Origin of the sequence: Frigoribacterium sp. VKM Ac-2836 (assembly GCF_013248995.1) — a bacterium.
GTDB lineage: Bacteria > Actinomycetota > Actinomycetes > Actinomycetales > Microbacteriaceae > Frigoribacterium.
In genome coordinates this window covers 723,304-739,218 of the sequence record NZ_JABRPK010000002.1, presented here as the reverse complement: position 1 = coordinate 739,218, position 15,915 = coordinate 723,304, and the positions used below count along the sequence as shown (strand labels likewise).

The window sequence follows — 15,915 nt, the reverse complement described above, 5'->3', positions numbered from 1 at the left end:
CCCCCACTCACAGGAAACACCGAGGAGGCGCGCAGATACTTGGGCGCATGAGTGACGGCCCCAAGATCCTGATCGTCGACGACGAACCGAACATCCGCGACCTGTTGACCACCAGCCTGCGTTTCGCGGGCTTCGCCGTCCGTGCGGTCGGCAACGGTGCGCAAGCGATCTCGGCAGTCCTCGAAGAAGAACCCGACCTGATCATCCTCGACGTGATGCTCCCCGACATGAACGGGTTCGGGGTCACGAAGCGGCTCCGCTCGTCCGGTTACACGTCTCCCATCCTCTTCCTCACGGCGAAGGACGACACCGAGGACAAGATCACGGGCCTCACGGTCGGCGGCGACGACTACGTCACCAAGCCGTTCAGCCTCGACGAGATCGTCGCGCGCATCAAGGCGATCCTCCGTCGCACCATGAACGAAGACGAAGACGCGATCATCCGTGCGGGTGAGCTGACGATGGACCAGGACACCCACGAGGTCACCATCGGCGAGACCGCCATCGAGCTCAGCCCCACCGAGTTCAAGCTGTTGCGCTACCTCATGTTGAACCCGAACCGGGTGCTGTCGAAGGCGCAGATCCTCGACCACGTGTGGGAGTACGACTTCAACGGCGACGCCGGCATCGTCGAGAGCTACATCTCGTACCTGCGTCGCAAGCTCGACCAGTTCTCGACCGAGCCGATCATCCAGACCAAGCGCGGCTTCGGCTACATGCTCAAGGCCTCGAAGGCCTGACACGTCGACCGGAGGCCATGACGACGCCCGACCCCCTGGCGGGGTCGGGCGTCGTCATGCGTCCGACGACCGGCGGGGTGCGCCCAGCCGGCTCCGATAACGTCTGACCTCATGCACGCTCGCCTCTCGCAGTGGTGGAACGAGATCTCCATCCGCACCAAGATCACCGGCATCACGGTGACTCTGGTCACCCTCGGACTCGTCGTGGCCGGCCTGGGCACGATGACGGTCCTCAGCACCTACCTGATGGGCCAGGTCGACACCTCGCTCAAGAACTCGGCGACGAACTTCACCAGCGCGTCGTTCGACCAGGCTGACTCACGATCGTGCACCGTCAACTTCGCCGGGCTGACCAGCAGCTACGTGGCGATCCTCGACGACGAGGGCGACCTCATCTGCGACACCCGCTCCCAGCTGTCGAGTGCGAGCGATGCCCCCGACCTCTCGGGCGTCGGCATCGCCGGGGCCCCCCTCGACGAGGCCTTCAACCGGTACAACTCGACCCGCGACAACGAGTGGCGACTCTTCGCGCACGCGGCGAACCTGCGCTCCACGGACGCCCAGGGCAGCGTGACGACCGTCCCGGCCGTCATCGTGGCCGGCACCAACCTGGCGGGGACGAACGCGACGATCGGGCGCTTCGGCGGCATCTTCTTGGGCTTCGGCCTCTCGGTCGTCGTGCTGGGGGCCGCTCTCACGCGCCTGCTGGTCACGTCGACCTTCGCGCCCCTGCGCGACGTCGAGGCCACCGCGGCCCGATTCGCCGACGGCGACTTTACCCAACGACTCGACTCGACGACGCCGAACACCGAGGTGGGACGCCTCAACCGGTCGCTCAACACGATGCTCAACCGCATCGACAGCGCGTTCGACGACCGTGCCAAGACCATCGACCAGATGCGGCGCTTCGTCGGCGACGCGAGCCATGAACTCCGGACCCCCCTCGTCTCCCTCCGCGGCTACGCCGAGCTCTACCGCATGGGCGCCCTGACCAAACCCGAGGACGTCGCCCAAGCGATGGACCGCATCGAGAAAGAGGCCATCCGCATGGGCGTGCTGGTCCAGGACCTGCTCGCGCTCGCCCGTCTCGACGAGTCCAAGCCGCTCGAGCTCGGCCCGGTCGACCTCGTGCAGCTCGCCCATGACTCCGCACTCGACACCATGGCCTCGAACCCCGACCGCGACATCGACGTGATCGTCCTCGAGCCGGTCGTCGGCTCCGCCGCGGCTCCGACCGTCGGTGACGAGACGTCCGTCGACGGGCACTCCCTCGAGGTCACACCGCCACCAGCGGGCGCCTCCGCCGCGGGCACCGTGTTCGCCGGTGCCGCCCCCGGCTCGACGGGGCCGATCTCGTTCGCGGGCGCGACCCTCGCGCGCCTCCGCAGCCTCAGGGCACGGGCGGTGCGCAACGGCGACACGGACACCGCCGCGCAGCTGCAGGACGAGGTGCAGAAGTTCGAGGCCCCGGCCATCGTGCACGGCGAAGAGAACAAGATCCGCCAGGTGATCACCAACCTGATGGGCAACGCGATGAGGTTCACCGAGCCCGACAGCCCCATCGAGCTGGTGGTGCAGTCCGACCCCGGGCGTGGCGTCGCCACCGTCGCCATCGTCGACCACGGCGAGGGCATCCCCCCGCAGATCCGCGAGAAGATCTTCCAGCGCTTCTGGCGTGCCGACTCCTCGCGAACCCGCGACACGGGCGGCAGCGGTCTGGGTCTGGCGATCGTCTCGGGCATCGTGGCGGCCCACGGCGGCTGGGTCGACGTGGACGACACCCCCGGCGGCGGCGCGACCTTCCGGGTGGCCCTGCCCCTGATGCCCGCCGACGCGGCCCTGCCCGCCGAACCCGCCGCCACCACCGCCTAGCTGCACCCCGCACCCCGCACCCCGCACCCCGCGCTCCCGTCCCACGACGCCAGGAGGTGGACACCGCACCACGTCTCCTCGTGGCGTCGTGTCCACCTCCTGGCGTCTTCCGGCAGTAGGAGCCGGAGCCGGCCGAGCCGCGGCGCACCTGCCTGCACCATGCAACGCCGAAGGGCGGCTCCCCCGCAGGGGAACCGCCCTTGAGCGCGTGCGCGGTGTGGGCCGCGCGGCTGAGGACTAGAAGTCCATGCCACCCGAGGGGTCGCCGGCCGGGGCCGGGTTCTTCTCGGGCTTGTCGGCGACGACGGCCTCGGTCGTGAGGAACAGACCGGCGATCGACGCGGCGTTCTGCAGAGCCGAACGCGTGACCTTGGCGGGGTCGATGATGCCGGCGGCCAGCATGTCGACGTACTCGCCGGTCGCGGCGTTGAGGCCCCAACCGATGTCGAGCCCGCGGACCTTGTCGGCCACGACGCCGGGCTCCATGCCGGCGTTGAAGGCGATCTGCTTCAGCGGAGCGTCGATGGCGACACGGACGATGTTCGCGCCCGTCGCCTCGTCACCCTCGAGCTGCAGGTTCGCCAGAGCGGTCTTGCCGGCCTGGATGAGGGCGACGCCACCACCGGCGACGATGCCCTCTTCGACGGCGGCCTTAGCGTTGCGGACGGCGTCCTCGATGCGGTGCTTGCGCTCTTTCAGCTCGACCTCGGTCGCGGCACCCGCCTTGATGACGGCGACGCCACCGGCGAGCTTCGCGAGGCGCTCCTGGAGCTTCTCGCGGTCGTAGTCGCTGTCGGTCGCCTCGATCTCGCTGCGGATCTGACGGACGCGGCCGGCGATCTGCTCGTCGTCACCGGCACCCTCGACGATGGTCGTCTCGTCCTTGGTGATGATGACCTTGCGGGCACGACCGAGCAGGTCGAGCGTGGCGTTCTCGAGCTTGAGACCGACCTCTTCGGCGATGACCTGACCACCGGTGAGGATCGCGATGTCCTGCAGCTGGGCCTTGCGACGGTCGCCGAAGCCGGGGGCCTTGACGGCCACCGACTTGAAGATGCCGCGGATCTTGTTCACGACGAGCGTGGCCAGGGCCTCGCCGTCGACGTCCTCGGCGATGATGAGCAGCTGCTTGCCCGACTGGATGACCTTGTCGACGATCGGCAGCAGGTCTTTGATGTTCGAGATCTTCGAGTTGACGATGAGCACGTAGGCGTCTTCGAAGACGGCTTCCTGGCGCTCGGGGTCGGTCACGAAGTACTGCGACAGGTAGCCCTTGTCGAAGCGCATGCCCTCGGTGAGCTCGAGCTCGGTGCCGAAGGTGTTGCTCTCTTCGACGGTGACGACGCCCTCTTTGCCGACCTTGTCGATCGCTTCGGCGATGAGCGCACCGATGGTGGGGTCGGCGGCCGAGATCGAGGCCGTGGCAGCGATCTGCTCTTTGGTCTCGATGTCCTTCGCGTCGGCGAGCAGCTGGTCGGAGACGGCCTGGGCGGCCTTCTCGATGCCGCGCTTCAGCGAAATGGGGTCGGCACCGGCCGCGACGTTGCGCAGACCTTCGCGGACGAGGGCCTGAGCCAGCACCGTCGCGGTGGTCGTGCCGTCACCGGCGACGTCGTCGGTCTTCTTCGCGACCTCTTTGACGAGCTCGGCACCGATCTTCTCGAAGGGGTCGTCGAGCTCGATCTCTTTGGCGATGGAGACGCCGTCGTTCGTGATGGTGGGTGCGCCCCACTTCTTCTCGAGCACGACGTTGCGACCACGCGGGCCGAGCGTGACCTTCACCGCGTCGGCCAGGATGTTCAGGCCACGCTCGAGGCCACGACGGGCCTCTTCGTCAAAAGCAATGATCTTAGCCATGTGTGTTTTTCGTCCCTCCCGGACGTCATGAAGCAGAAGCATTGGCACTCACGTGTCGCGAGTGCCAGCAACGATTCTGGCACTCGCCCGATGAGAGTGCAAGTGACGTGACGGGGCCCGGACGCACGGGCACGCCGCCGCGGCGGACCGCGACGGCGTGCGGCGTGGGCGTCGGCGCGTGGCGACGCGCCGACGGGCGTCAGGCGAGTCGGACGGACTCCGCTTGGGGCCCCTTGTCGCCCGTGCCGACCTCGAAGACGACGGCCTGGCCTTCTTCCAGGACCTTGTACCCGCTCATGTCGATGGCCGAATAGTGCACGAAGACGTCCTGGCCGTCTCCTTCGACGGTGATGAAGCCGTAGCCCTTCTCCGCGTTGAACCACTTGACGGTCCCGTTTGCCATGGTGTCGCTCCCCTTTGTCGCTGTGGTGGTACGGCGCGGGCGATGGTGCCGAGCCGGGTCGTCGACGCAGTGACCTGCGCGCCCGGACGGGGCAGCGTCACCCGTGCAGAACACCAGGTCCGCGAGCCGTGAGGGGCGACCAATTCCAGATCGTAACCAGGGGACATGCCCGAGACGAGACCTCGTCCGAGAAACACCCGCTGAAGACGAGGATTTAACCGGTAATTAAACCTGGGCGTAACACGGGCGGCGCCGACGGGGGGTCAGGCGCTGTAGTCGGCCCCGAGCACGATCGTGACGGCAGCCCCCGGGAAGGCGTCGCTCGACTCGACGTCGGTGATGCCGAGTTGCTGCGCGAGCCCTCGCGCCGCGGCCTCGTCCTCGGCCGCCGAGTAGTAGACGGTCGACGTCTCGACACGCTCGCTGGCGTTGCCTTGGGTCCCGATGACCCAGCCGGCGGTCTCGAGCCGGTCGGAGGCCGAACCGGCGAGCCCGGCGGTGGCCGTGCCGTTCAGCACCGTGATGGTCGTGACCGAGGGGTCGACCTGCGACGGGTCGGTCAGCGGGGTGACGGACGGCGTCGGAGCCGGAGCCGTCGTCTCGGTCTCGGTCTCGGGAGCCTCGGCCTCAGCGGTGCTGGACGAGGACGGGTTGACGAACTGGAAGCTGTTGTTGGCGACTCCCAGGTAGATGACGCCGGCACCGACCAGGACGCCGACGGCGAGCGCCGCCCAGGCGAAGGCAATCCAGCCGCTGCCGGGGCGCTTCTCGGCCCGGTGGGCCCCGACGCGGTCGAGGTCGGCGGGAACGTCGTCGAACCGGTCTCGGTCGAATTTCGGCATGCGTGGTCTCTCGTGGATCAGCGGGTCGGACCGAACGAACGGGTCGCTCGGGCGTCTCGGCGGGCGGCTCGAAGGCGCTGGAGGCGGCCGACGAGCATGGGTGCGTACGCCAGTGCAGCGGGTCGGTCTATGAGCGAGTTGAGCAACTGCTGGTAACGGATGACCCCGATGCCGAACTCGCGACGCACCGCGGCCTCCCGGGCACCGGGGGCGGCGGGGGCACGCTGCTCGAAGTCGAGGACGGCACGGTCGCGTTCGGACAACGCGCTCGCACGCACGTCGTCACCTGTCGCCTTGTCGTCCATCGTCGCGGCCCCTCCTGGGTTCCGGGTCATCCTACGGGCGGGGCTCGGAGCGATCGCTGAGGCCACGGGCGTGGTCCGACATCGGGTCGGCCCGCCCCGGACACCGGCGACCACCGGGGCCGCGGATCGGCTCTCGTTCACGCCGTGAGATGCAGACGCGTCCCGTGTGCGTCCCCCACGCCGAGCGCCTGCCCGTCGAGGGCGAGGGCGGCGAACGCGTCGTCGGGACGCGCTCCCGGCGGCACCTCGGCGACCACGTCCGTCAGCAGGTCACGACGTTCGTACGAGATCCACCGCGCCCCGAGTCGGCCGACCTCGTCGACGAACGCCTGGCGGCGCCGACCCGGCAGGTAGACGAGCGTGCCGGTCGAGACGACGACCAGGGTCGCGTCCGCCGGAGCCTCCGCCGCGAGGGCGGCGAGACCGTCGACGGCGTCCGCTCCGACCAGCCGAGGAGGCGCGGTGCGGGCGAGCGCGACGGCTCGACCCAGCAGCTCGAGCCGGTCACCACGCTCCGGCGGCAGCAGCGTCTCGAGCCACGCCACCTGGTCGCGGTCGCGGACGTCGACCGGGTCGAGATCGATCCCTGCACGCCAGACGACCTCGGGCAACGGCCCCGTCGGCAGCTCTGGTGTCTTCGGAGCTCGGCCCCCGCTCGGGGAGTGGACGTCGAGCGCGAGCTGCACCGGGCTCGACGGGTCGCCCCACCTCCGGTCGCCCGAGCGGTAGCCGTACCGGTCCACCATGAGGCAGAGGCCGGCAGAGGCCCCGACCTCGAGCAGGGCCACCGGGCCCGGCACCCGGGCCAGGGCGACCGAGAGCGGGGCGCACCGTCTCACGTCGTTGGTCTGGGTGAGTCGGCGGGCGAGTTCGGCCACGACGTCGTCGGAGCGGGCGAGCAGCCAGGGCCGCAGCGCCGACCAGGGCCCGAGCGGCGCACCCAGCCACCGACAGACCGCGAGGACGAGGACGGGCTGGCGCCGCGCCTCCTCGGCCCGATCGAGGACGGCGAGCGCCGTCGGATCGAGGGCGATGCCCCGCGCGAGCTCGGCCTGCGAGGGCGACTCCTCACGATCGAAGGCGAGGGCCGCGGCCAGGAACCGGTCGGAGGTGCTCACGACCAGGAGTCTGACAGCCCGGTGGGGGTCGGGGAATCGTGCACCGGCCGACCGTGTTGAATGAGGAGTCCCGACAAGCGAGGAGATCAATCGTGGCGTACAAGATCGAGAAGACCGACGAGCAGTGGCGCGAGGAGCTCGACGCCGATCAGTACTCCGTCCTGCGTGAGGCCGCCACCGAGCGCCCGTGGACCGGCGAACTGCTCGACGAGAGCCGTGCCGGCATCTACGCCTGTGCGGCCTGTGGTGCCGAACTGTTCAAGAGCGGCACGAAGTTCGACAGCGGATGCGGGTGGCCGAGCTTCTACGAGTCGGTGGACCCGGACGCGGTGCAGCTGATCGAGGACAACTCTCTCGGCATGACGCGCACCGAGGTCCGCTGCGCGAACTGTGGTTCCCACCTGGGCCACGTGTTCCCCGACGGCTTCGGCACGCCGACCGGCGACCGGTACTGCATGAACAGCATCTCGCTCGACTTCAAGGCCGCCGAGTAGTGAGCGCCGTCGCCGACGCCGCCCGCCGTCGTCGGTCACGGTCGAAGGTCACCGACGTCGCGCCCACGCACGAGCAGTTGCTCGACGCGGTGCGCTCCGCGGCGACGGTGGCCGACCACTCCGAGTTGCGCCCGTGGCGGCTGATCGAGTTCCGCGGGGACGACCGGCTGGTCGTCGGTCGCTCGCTGGCCGACGCCGGCGGGGCCGAGGGGCACGCGCGAGACAAGCTCACGCAGAAGGCGTTGCGGGCGCCGTTGATCGTCGCGGTGGTCGTCTCACCCCGAGAGAGCCGCAAGGTGCCCTACTGGGAGCAGGAGTCCGTCGCCTCGGGGGTCGCGCACCTGCTGTCGCTCGTACTCGACGACGAGGGCTGGGGCGTCTTCTGGCGCACCGGAGTCCTGACCCGGGCACCCGAGGTGGCCGCTGCTCATGGCCTGCGCGAAGGAGAACAGCTGCTGGGCTGGCTCTACGTGGGCGGCCGTGAGGGGCAGCCGGACGAGGGCAAGACGCGCAAGCTGCTCGATCCCGAACGATTCGTCAGCACCCTCTAGTTCGACGGCGCCTCGGGCAGGGGCGCCGACGCGGTCACCAGGTCTTGTGGCTGTTGCCGATCACGGTGATGGGCAGCCAGAACGACCCCGTCATCAGGACGATGCCGGCGAAGAAGATGAAGGCGTTGGGCTCGCCGCTGCCGAACGAGTAGGCGAAGAGGGCGAAGCTGACGAAGAGCAGGGCGAGCGAACCGATCGCGGTCAAGATCGTGGACAAGGGGGGCTCCTCTTGGTCGGTGCGTCTGGCGGGCGCGGTGCGCTCGGTCTACTTCACCACTTCTCGGCCTCGGAACGCCAATCCTGCACCGACCGCAGCCTTCACGCCGGGTCGGGAGGCGCGGGCTGGGTAAGATGGGCGTGCCTCGCCGGCCTGGCGCAATTGGTAGCGCATCCGACTTGTAATCGGAAGGTTACGGGTTCAAGTCCCGTGGCCGGCTCTCTTCCGTCGACGCACCCGTCGGCGTTCTGCGACTCAGCCCTCGAGGGTGATGAGCACCTGGCGGAGGCCGTCCGCGACGGTCGCGTGCGCCTCCTCGGGCAGGTCGGCGAGAATCGCCCGTTCGTCGGCGAGCTGAACCTCGAGGACCCGGTCGATCAGACGTCGCCCGGCCGTGGTCGGCGCGACGAAGTAGCCGCGGTGGTCGGCAGGGTTGGCCGAGCGATCGACGAGGCCTGCCGCGAGCAGGCCCTTGACGCGCTTCGTGACGGCCGGCGGCGACAGCAGCGTCTCGTCGGCCAGCTGCGTGGGGCTCGTCGGGGCGTCCCGCCGGGTGAGCGCGGCGAGCAGGTCGAAGTCGGCGCGCCCGAGACCGAATTCGGCCAGCAGGTCGTCGCTGCGACGCTGCACGATTCGAGCGAGCCGGTTGACTCGGCCGATGACGGGTAGGGCCGAGACGTCGAGGTCGGGCCGCAAGTCACGCCACCGGTCGTGGACGCCGTCCATCACGTCTCGGGGCCCGGCATCGGTCATGCCGTCGAGCCTACCGATGGTTCACGAGTAAAGTGAACCTCAGATCATTCACCTGTGAAGCAGTTCGACGTCGAGCGCCCAGGCCGCGCCGAGCGAGAGGACCGCCCCATCACGACCACGACACCCACCCACCGCCTGCTGCCGCACCCGCGAGACCTGGTCCGCTTCGGGCCCCACGACGGAGCCCACCGCCCGGCCGCCCGTGTGGCCGTCTCGGTGCTCGTTCCGCTCGTCGTCCTGGCCACGATCGGCCACGTCGAGTGGGCTCCCTACGCGGTGTTCGGGGCCTTCGCCTCGGCGTTCGGTCGCGGCCTCCCCCGGTTCCAGCGGCTCGAGATGCAGCTCGAGGCAGGGCTCGTCCTCGTCGCCTGCGTGGTGCTGGGCACCGTGCTGGCCGCCTCGTCGGCCCCGGTCTGGCTGCTCGTCGTGACGATCGGCCTCGTCGCCGGCCTCACCTCGGCCGTCTCCGACCTACGGCGATGGAGCCCCCCCGGCCCGCTCTTCTTCGTCTTCGGCCTCGGGGTCTCGGCGTTCGTGCCCGCGACCGCGTCGACCGTGGCCGTGGCGGGGGTCGTCGCCCCGGCCAGTCTCGGGCTCGCCCTGCTCGCCTCGGTGGCGGGCGCGCTGCTGCCCGCAGGTCGCCGCGCACTGGCCACCGCCGAGGGACGCCGCTGGAGGCGCGGGCCCCGTCCCGTGGACGGCCGACGGACGGTCGTCCACGCCGCCGTGTGCCTGGTGGCCTCGATCGCGGCCGGGCTGCTCAGCCTGGCTCTCAGCGTCGAGAGCCCGTACTGGGCGATGGTGTCGGCCGTGGTGCCCGTGGTGGGGAGCGCGACGGCGGGCCAACTCGTGCGGGCCGGCCACCGCCTCCTCGGCACTCTCGTCGGAGTCGCCCTCGCGGCCCTCCTGCTGGCCTGGCACCCGGGGGTCGCGGCCCTGATCCTCGCCTTCGGCGTGCTGCAGTTCGCGACCGAGCTGCTGATCGTGCGCAACTACGGGCTGGCCCTGGTCTTCATCACGCCCATGGCGCTCGGCATGCGGGCACTCGGAGGCGCTCCCGTCGACGTCGGCGCCCTCGTCGCGGCGCGAACGGCCGACACCGCGATCGGCGTGGGCGTGGTGGTCGTCGTGCTGCTCGCCACGCACCGACTACGGCGGCCCCGTCCCGAGGCGGCCGCGTGAGGCCCGACCCGTGCAGCCCTCAGGCCGAGGTCAGGCCTGACGCGCTTTCGCCCGGCGGTCGTCCTTGCCCCACCAGACCAGGTCGGCGACGCCCTGGGCGATCAGCAACACCGCCACGATCAGGATGATCACGGTCAGCGCCTCGACCGGCACCCCCGACGCGATGTTGAGCACCTGCACGACGAAGCCGAACAGACCGATCAGCACCTCGAACACCGCGGGCACCACGGCGCCCGTCTTCGTCAGGGTGAACCAGGGTCGCCGCAGGTCGCTCATGCACCCGAGGGTACAAGGTGCGCGGGCTACGATCGCCGGGACCCCGATCCGCCGAGGAGGCACCGTGCGACGACGAGACGTCCACGTCGATCCCGACGTGCCGAACTGGCTGCTCACGAAGCGCGGCGGCATCGCCCTGCCCCTCGTCACGACCTTCTGCGCGCTCGTCGTGATCGCCAGCATCGTCGCCGCCCTCACCGTCGGCGGGGGCAGCGTCACCGCCGTCACCGTGATCGTCGTGGCCGCCGGTCTCGGCGCCGTGACCTGGGCCGTGGCCGACCTCGTCTGGTGGACACGCGACGACCGGCGCCGCATCGTCCGGCTGCCCCGCGACCCCGAGGCCTGACGGCGGAATCCCCGGCCACATGCCGTTCGCGGCATGGACGTGCCCCGTCAACCTGGCAACCGCCCAGCGTCCGTCGCCGTAAACTGACGGATGCACCGAACCGGTGCCCACGACGTTCGGCTCCGCTCGCGACCCCGCGCGCGCGTGCAGCCCCGCCCCGCCACAACTCGACAGGGAGTTCCGTTGAACGGAAACGCTACGACCCGGCACAGCAACGTCGCGTTGCTGTCGGTCACCAGCACCATGGCCGACCGGGTCACCACCTCCGAGAGCATCGACGAGAAGCTCCGCCCCGTGCTCAAGCGCCTGAGGCTGCCCACGGGCTTGCTGCAGCGTGTCGCGGGCGTCTACGAGCGCCGCAACTGGAGCACCGAGCAGAGCTTCGACTCGGCGGCCATCGACGCGGGCAAGCGTGCCCTGGCCGAGGCCGGCATCCGCCCCGACCAGGTGGGCCTGCTGATCAACACGTCCGTCACACGCCCCCACCTCGAGCCCTCGGTCGCCGTCCGGCTGCACCACGGCCTCGGCCTGCCCTCGTCGGCGACGAACTTCGACATCGCCAACGCCTGCCTCGGCTTCGTCAACGGCATGACCCTCGCCGCCCAGCTGATCGACGCCGGCCAGATCGACTACGCCGTCATCATCGACGGTGAGGACGCCGACGACGTCCAGGTCAACACCATCGACCGCCTGCTGACCAAGGGCTACGGCCGCGACGACTTCATGAGCGAGTTCGCCAGCCTGACCCTGGGCTCGGGTGCCGCCGCCGCCGTCATCGGCCGGGCCGACCTGCACCCCGAGGGCCACCGCATCGTCGGCGGGGTCACCCGGGCCGCCACCGAGAACTACGACCTGTGCGTCGGCAGCGTCGACGGCATGTTCACCGACGCCAAGGCGCTGCTCAAGCGCGGCATGGAACTCGTCGTCTCGGCCTGGAAAGAAGCCAAACGCGACTGGAACTGGCAGCGCATGGACCGATACATCATGCACCAGGTCAGCGACGTGCACACCGGCGCCTTCGTCAAGGCCGCCGGCATCGACAAGAAGCTGGTCCCGCTGACCTACCCGACCCTCGGCAACGTGGGCCCGGCCTCGATCCCCATCACCCTGGTCGAAGAGAGCAAGACCCTCAGCAAGGGCGACCGCGTGCTGCTGATGGGCGTGGGCTCGGGCATCAACACCGCGATGATGGAACTCGCCTGGTGAGTCGGCTCCCGCGGTCCGCCTCCGCCACGGCGCCGGCGTCACGTCCCCCCGCGGGTCTCGACGGGCTCGACCCGTCGTGGTCTCGTCTCGTCGACGTGCCGTACGGTCTCGGCGTGCACCGCGCCTCCCGCACCTGGCACGTCCTCGACAACGGCGACGCCCTGACGGCCCTAGGCGCCGAACCCGTGGGCACCATCCTGTGCGTGCACGGCAACCCGACCTGGTCGTACCTCTGGCGCCGCCTCGTCGCCCGCACGATCGAGGCGGCCGCCGCCGGAGGCCCCGCCTGGCGCGTCGTCGCCGTCGACCAGCTCGACATGGGCTTCTCCGAACGCACCGGGTCCCCGCAGACGCTGGCCCGCCGCGTCGCCGACCTGGGCGATCTGACCTCCTCCCTCGAGATCACCGGACCCGTCGTCACCCTCGGCCACGACTGGGGCGGCGTCGTCTCGATGGGCTGGGCGGTCGACCACCCCGACCAGCTCGCCGGTCTCGTGCTCCTCAACACCGCGATCCATCAGCCCGAAGGCGAGACGATCCCGGCACCCCTCCGCCTCACCCTCGCCCGCGGTGTGCTGGGCCGGGCGACCGTCGGCACGACCGGCTTCCTCGACGTGACCCTGGGCCTCGCCCACCCCGCACTCTCGCCCGAGGTGAAAGCCGGGTTCCGTGCCCCGTACCGCCAGGCCGACCGTCGCGGCGGCATCGGCGGCTTCGTGGCCGACATCCCGGTCGACGCCGAGCACGTCAGCAGCCCCGAACTCGACCGGATCGCCGCGGGGTTGCGCGAACTCACCGTGCCGGCCCTGATGCTCTGGGGGCCCCGCGACCCGATCTTCTCCGACCGGTACCTCGACGACCTGGTCGACCGCCTGCCGCATGCCGACGTGCACCGCTTCGAGGGCGCGGGCCACCTCGTCGCCGAGGACGTCGACTACGCCGGGGCCGTGCTCAGCTGGCTGGGCGACCGACTCCCGGAGGGCGCGGTCGCCACCGACGCGCCCGGCACCGAGGAGGCGCGAGACGCCTCCGGGCAGGACCGCCCGCTCTGGTCGTACCTCGAGTCCCTGGCTGACAGCCCGGCCACGGCACTGGTCGAGATGGCCCCCGCGGGTGCCGACGGCCCCCGTTCGGTCAGCTGGAGTCTGCTGGCCCGCCGCGTGCGCGAGATCGCCCTCGGCCTGCGCAAGCACGGCGTGCACCCCGGAGACCGCGTGTCCCTGCTCGTGCAGCCCGGCGCCGACCTGACCGCCGTGCTCTACGCCTGCGTCCGCATCGGTGCGATCGTGGTCGTGGCCGACGCCGGTCTCGGGGTGCGCGGCCTGACCCGCGCCGTCCGGGGAGCCTGGCCCGACCACGTGATCGGCCAGCTGCCCGGGCTCACGGCCGCGACCGCCCTCGGATGGCCCGGCCGCAAGATCTCGACCACGACGTTGTCGCCGATCACCGCCCGAGCCCTCGGCGTCGAGGCGTCGCTGCCCGAGATCGCCGCCCTGGGCCGCCGCGCGCACGAGGCCCTCGCCGAACTGCCCGACGCCCCCACGGCGGACGCCGAGGCCACGATCCTCTTCACCTCGGGCTCGACGGGCCCCGCCAAGGGTGTCGTCTACCGCCACGGCCAGCTGACCGCCCTGCGTGACGCCCTGGCCACGCAGTACGGCGTCGGTCCCGGGACCGGCCTGGTCGCCGGCTTCGCGCCGTTCGCCCTGCTCGGGCCGGCCCTCGGTGCGACGAGCGTCACTCCCGACATGGACGTCACGAAGCCCCGCACCCTGACCGCCCGCGCCGTCGCGGCGGCCACGGCCGCGGTCGACGCCACCGTGGTGTTCCTCTCCCCCGCTGCGCTGACCAACGTCGTCGCCACGTCCGACGAACTCGGCGACGCCGACCACCGCGCGCTGTCGGGCGTCGAGACCTTCCTGTCGGCGGGCGCGCCGGTCTCCGAGTCGTTGCTGGCCGCGGCCGGCGACCTGATGCCGAACGCCACGCCCCACACGCCCTACGGCATGACCGAGGGCCTGCTGATGACCGACGTCACGCTCGACGGCGTCCGCGCCGCGACGGCCGACCGCGACGCCGCCGTCGCCGCGGGTGCGCCCGACGCGGGCGGCGTCTGCGTGGGGCTGCCCGGCGCGACCACGACGGTGCGGATCGCTCCTCTGGACGACGCGGGCCGCGCCTCCTCGGCGTTCACCGACGACGCGGGGGTGACCGGCGAGATCGTCGTCTCGGCGTCGCACGTCGAGGACCACTACGACCGTCTCTGGCTGACGCACCGCGCCAGCCGCCTCGGCTCGACGAACGAGACGCGCTGGCATCGCACCGGCGACGTCGGTCACCTCGACGCGCAGGGCCGCCTCTGGGTCGAGGGCCGCCTGCCCCACGTGATCACGACCGCGACGGGTGTGCTGACGCCCGTGGCGTCCGAACAAGCCGTGGAGGCGCGGGCCGGCATCGCCCGGGCCGCCGTCGTCGGCGTCGGCCCGGCCGGCACGCAGCAGGTCGTCGTCGTCGCCGAGACCGTCCCCCCGGCTCGTCGCCCGGGGCTGGCGTCCGCGGCCCTGGCGGCCTCGGTCCGCTCGGCCGTGGCCACGGCGTCGGGCCGACCGGTGGCCGCCGTGCTCGTGGTGCCGCAGCTGCCGACCGACGTACGACACAACAGCAAGATCGACCGCACCGGCCTCGCCGCGTGGGCGACGTCGGTGTTGTCCGGCGGCCGGATGCGCCGCCCGTGAGGGTGCTGGTCACCGGCGCGAGCGGGTTGCTCGGCGGCTCCGTCGCCCGGGCCGTCGCCGAGTCCGGGCACGAGGTCACGACGTTCCAACGCCGCCCCTCGGGCGTCCCGGGCGCCCGCGACGTGCTCGGGTCGATGACGAACCCACGGGCCGTCGCCGCCGCCGTCCGCGACCAGGACGCCGTCGTCCACCTCGCCGCGAAGGTGTCGCTCACGGGTGACGCAGCCGAGTTCGAGGCCGTCAACGTCGGGGGCACGCGCTCCCTCGTCGAGGCGATGCGCGCCTCCTCGGTGTCGCGGCTGGTCTTCGTGTCGTCGCCCTCCGTCGCTCACTCCGGAGCGTCGATCGTCGGCGACGACGCGCTGCCGGCCTCGCCCGGGCACGCCCGCGGCGACTACGCCCGGACCAAGGCCGCGGCCGAGCGCGTCGCCCTCGGGGCGGCCGGGGCCGAGCTGGGGGTCGTGGCCGTCCGCCCGCACCTCGTCTGGGGCCCGGGTGACACGCAACTCGTCGAACGCATCGTCGACCGTGCCCGCGCCGGGCGTCTGCCGCTGCTCGACCACGGCGCCGCCCTGATCGACTCCACCTACGTGGACAACGCGGCGTCGGGCATCGCCGCCGCCCTCGAACGCGTGGACGAGGTCAGCGGCCGGTCGTACGTGATCACGAACGGCGAACCGCGCACCGTCGCCGACCTGATGGCCGGGATCTGTGCTGCCGCCGGGGTGCCCGCGCCTCGATCACGGGTGCCGGCCGCGGTCGCCCGCCTCGCGGGGTCGCTGGTCGAGCGGGTCTGGTCGGTGCGACCGGGCACCGACGAGCCCCCCATGACGAGGTTCCTCGCCGAGCAGCTGTCCACCGCGCACTGGTTCGACCAGCGGCGCACGCAGCACGACCTCCGCTGGACGCCCGCGGTGAGCGTCGACGAGGGCCTGCGTCGCCTCACCGCCTGGTACGCCGCCGGGCAGCCCGCGGTCTGAGCCCCGCCGGGCGCGAGCTGTCACGACGTGCCGCTCAC

General features: G+C 71.2%; 17 protein-coding genes and 1 tRNA gene. 10 read left to right on the top strand and 8 right to left on the bottom strand.

The window, feature by feature from the left end; translation table 11 throughout:
• The first annotated feature begins 47 nt into the window (after positions 1–47).
• Both HRF36_RS09840 and HRF36_RS09835 read left to right on the top strand, forming a co-directional pair.
• Positions 48–740 carry a response regulator transcription factor gene (locus tag HRF36_RS09840; RefSeq protein WP_054146826.1) on the top strand — a complete coding sequence of 231 codons (693 nt, stop codon included), beginning with the start codon at positions 48–50 and terminating at the stop codon, positions 738–740.
• Positions 741–851: 111 nt separating this feature from the next.
• A complete protein-coding gene (locus tag HRF36_RS09835) occupies positions 852–2,612 on the top strand; it encodes a cell wall metabolism sensor histidine kinase WalK (protein WP_173209313.1) in 1,761 nt (586 codons plus the stop codon).
• Positions 2,613–2,849: 237 nt separating this feature from the next.
• Here the strand turns inward: HRF36_RS09835 and groL are convergent, their stop codons facing one another.
• The 5 genes from groL to HRF36_RS09810 form a co-directional block, all read right to left on the bottom strand.
• Positions 2,850–4,469, bottom strand: a complete 1,620-nt coding sequence (gene groL / locus HRF36_RS09830; protein ID WP_043593524.1) for a chaperonin GroEL — start codon at positions 4,467–4,469, stop codon at positions 2,850–2,852.
• Positions 4,470–4,668: 199 nt separating this feature from the next.
• On the bottom strand, positions 4,669–4,872 hold the full coding sequence (locus HRF36_RS09825; RefSeq protein WP_054146828.1) for a cold-shock protein: 204 nt from the start codon (positions 4,870–4,872) through the stop codon (positions 4,669–4,671).
• A gap of 263 nt (positions 4,873–5,135) precedes the next feature.
• Positions 5,136–5,714: a LytR C-terminal domain-containing protein gene (locus tag HRF36_RS09820; protein ID WP_173209311.1), complete on the bottom strand. Its 579-nt coding sequence runs from the start codon at positions 5,712–5,714 to the stop codon at positions 5,136–5,138.
• A 17-nt stretch (positions 5,715–5,731) separates the two neighbouring features.
• A complete protein-coding gene (locus HRF36_RS09815) occupies positions 5,732–6,019 on the bottom strand; it encodes a DUF3263 domain-containing protein (RefSeq protein ID WP_217271104.1) in 288 nt (95 codons plus the stop codon).
• Positions 6,020–6,156: 137 nt separating this feature from the next.
• On the bottom strand, positions 6,157–7,137 hold the full coding sequence (locus HRF36_RS09810; protein ID WP_173209307.1) for a DUF2332 domain-containing protein: 981 nt from the start codon (positions 7,135–7,137) through the stop codon (positions 6,157–6,159).
• Positions 7,138–7,229: 92 nt separating this feature from the next.
• Here HRF36_RS09810 and msrB point away from each other — a divergent pair, with 92 nt between their 5' ends.
• The gene (gene msrB / locus HRF36_RS09805) at positions 7,230–7,631 is read left to right on the top strand and encodes a peptide-methionine (R)-S-oxide reductase MsrB (RefSeq protein ID WP_173209305.1); all 402 of its coding nucleotides are present in this window, start codon (positions 7,230–7,232) and stop codon (positions 7,629–7,631) included.
• On the top strand, positions 7,631–8,182 hold the full coding sequence (locus HRF36_RS09800; protein WP_173209303.1) for a nitroreductase family protein: 552 nt from the start codon (positions 7,631–7,633) through the stop codon (positions 8,180–8,182). Before msrB ends, HRF36_RS09800 begins: the two co-directional genes overlap by 1 nt.
• A 34-nt stretch (positions 8,183–8,216) precedes the next feature.
• Here the strand turns inward: HRF36_RS09800 and HRF36_RS09795 are convergent, their stop codons facing one another.
• Positions 8,217–8,399: a hypothetical protein gene (locus tag HRF36_RS09795; RefSeq protein ID WP_173209301.1), complete on the bottom strand. Its 183-nt coding sequence runs from the start codon at positions 8,397–8,399 to the stop codon at positions 8,217–8,219.
• A gap of 147 nt (positions 8,400–8,546) precedes the next feature.
• On the opposite strand from HRF36_RS09795, the gene HRF36_RS09790 reads away from it, so the two are divergent.
• A tRNA-Thr gene (locus HRF36_RS09790) sits at positions 8,547–8,619 on the top strand.
• A 35-nt stretch (positions 8,620–8,654) separates the two neighbouring features.
• Here the strand turns inward: HRF36_RS09790 and HRF36_RS09785 are convergent.
• Positions 8,655–9,152 (bottom strand): MarR family winged helix-turn-helix transcriptional regulator, encoded by a 498-nt coding sequence (locus HRF36_RS09785; protein WP_173209299.1) that lies wholly within the window; start codon positions 9,150–9,152, stop codon positions 8,655–8,657.
• A 54-nt stretch (positions 9,153–9,206) separates the two neighbouring features.
• Here HRF36_RS09785 and HRF36_RS16090 point away from each other — a divergent pair, with 54 nt between their 5' ends.
• Positions 9,207–10,334: an FUSC family protein gene (locus tag HRF36_RS16090; protein WP_173209297.1), complete on the top strand. Its 1,128-nt coding sequence runs from the start codon at positions 9,207–9,209 to the stop codon at positions 10,332–10,334.
• A 30-nt stretch (positions 10,335–10,364) separates the two neighbouring features.
• On the opposite strand, the gene HRF36_RS09775 is transcribed toward HRF36_RS16090, so the two are convergent.
• A complete protein-coding gene (locus HRF36_RS09775; protein WP_173209295.1) occupies positions 10,365–10,610 on the bottom strand; it encodes a hypothetical protein in 246 nt (81 codons plus the stop codon).
• 64 nt (positions 10,611–10,674) lie between these two features.
• Here HRF36_RS09775 and HRF36_RS09770 point away from each other — a divergent pair, with 64 nt between their 5' ends.
• The 4 genes from HRF36_RS09770 (at position 10,675) to HRF36_RS09755 (ending at position 15,877) form a co-directional block, all read left to right on the top strand.
• The gene (locus HRF36_RS09770) at positions 10,675–10,956 is read left to right on the top strand and encodes a hypothetical protein (RefSeq protein WP_173209293.1); all 282 of its coding nucleotides are present in this window, start codon (positions 10,675–10,677) and stop codon (positions 10,954–10,956) included.
• Between the two features lie 183 nt (positions 10,957–11,139).
• Positions 11,140–12,162: a 3-oxoacyl-ACP synthase III gene (locus tag HRF36_RS09765; protein ID WP_254281171.1), complete on the top strand. Its 1,023-nt coding sequence runs from the start codon at positions 11,140–11,142 to the stop codon at positions 12,160–12,162.
• Complete coding sequence (locus HRF36_RS09760; protein WP_371740104.1) at positions 12,159–14,897, top strand: alpha/beta fold hydrolase; 2,739 nt, start codon at positions 12,159–12,161, stop codon at positions 14,895–14,897. Before HRF36_RS09765 ends, HRF36_RS09760 begins: the two co-directional genes overlap by 4 nt.
• Positions 14,894–15,877, top strand: a complete 984-nt coding sequence (locus HRF36_RS09755; RefSeq protein WP_173209290.1) for an NAD-dependent epimerase/dehydratase family protein — start codon at positions 14,894–14,896, stop codon at positions 15,875–15,877. The genes HRF36_RS09760 and HRF36_RS09755 overlap by 4 nt, the downstream gene beginning before the upstream one ends.
• Positions 15,878–15,915 lie beyond the last annotated feature (38 nt).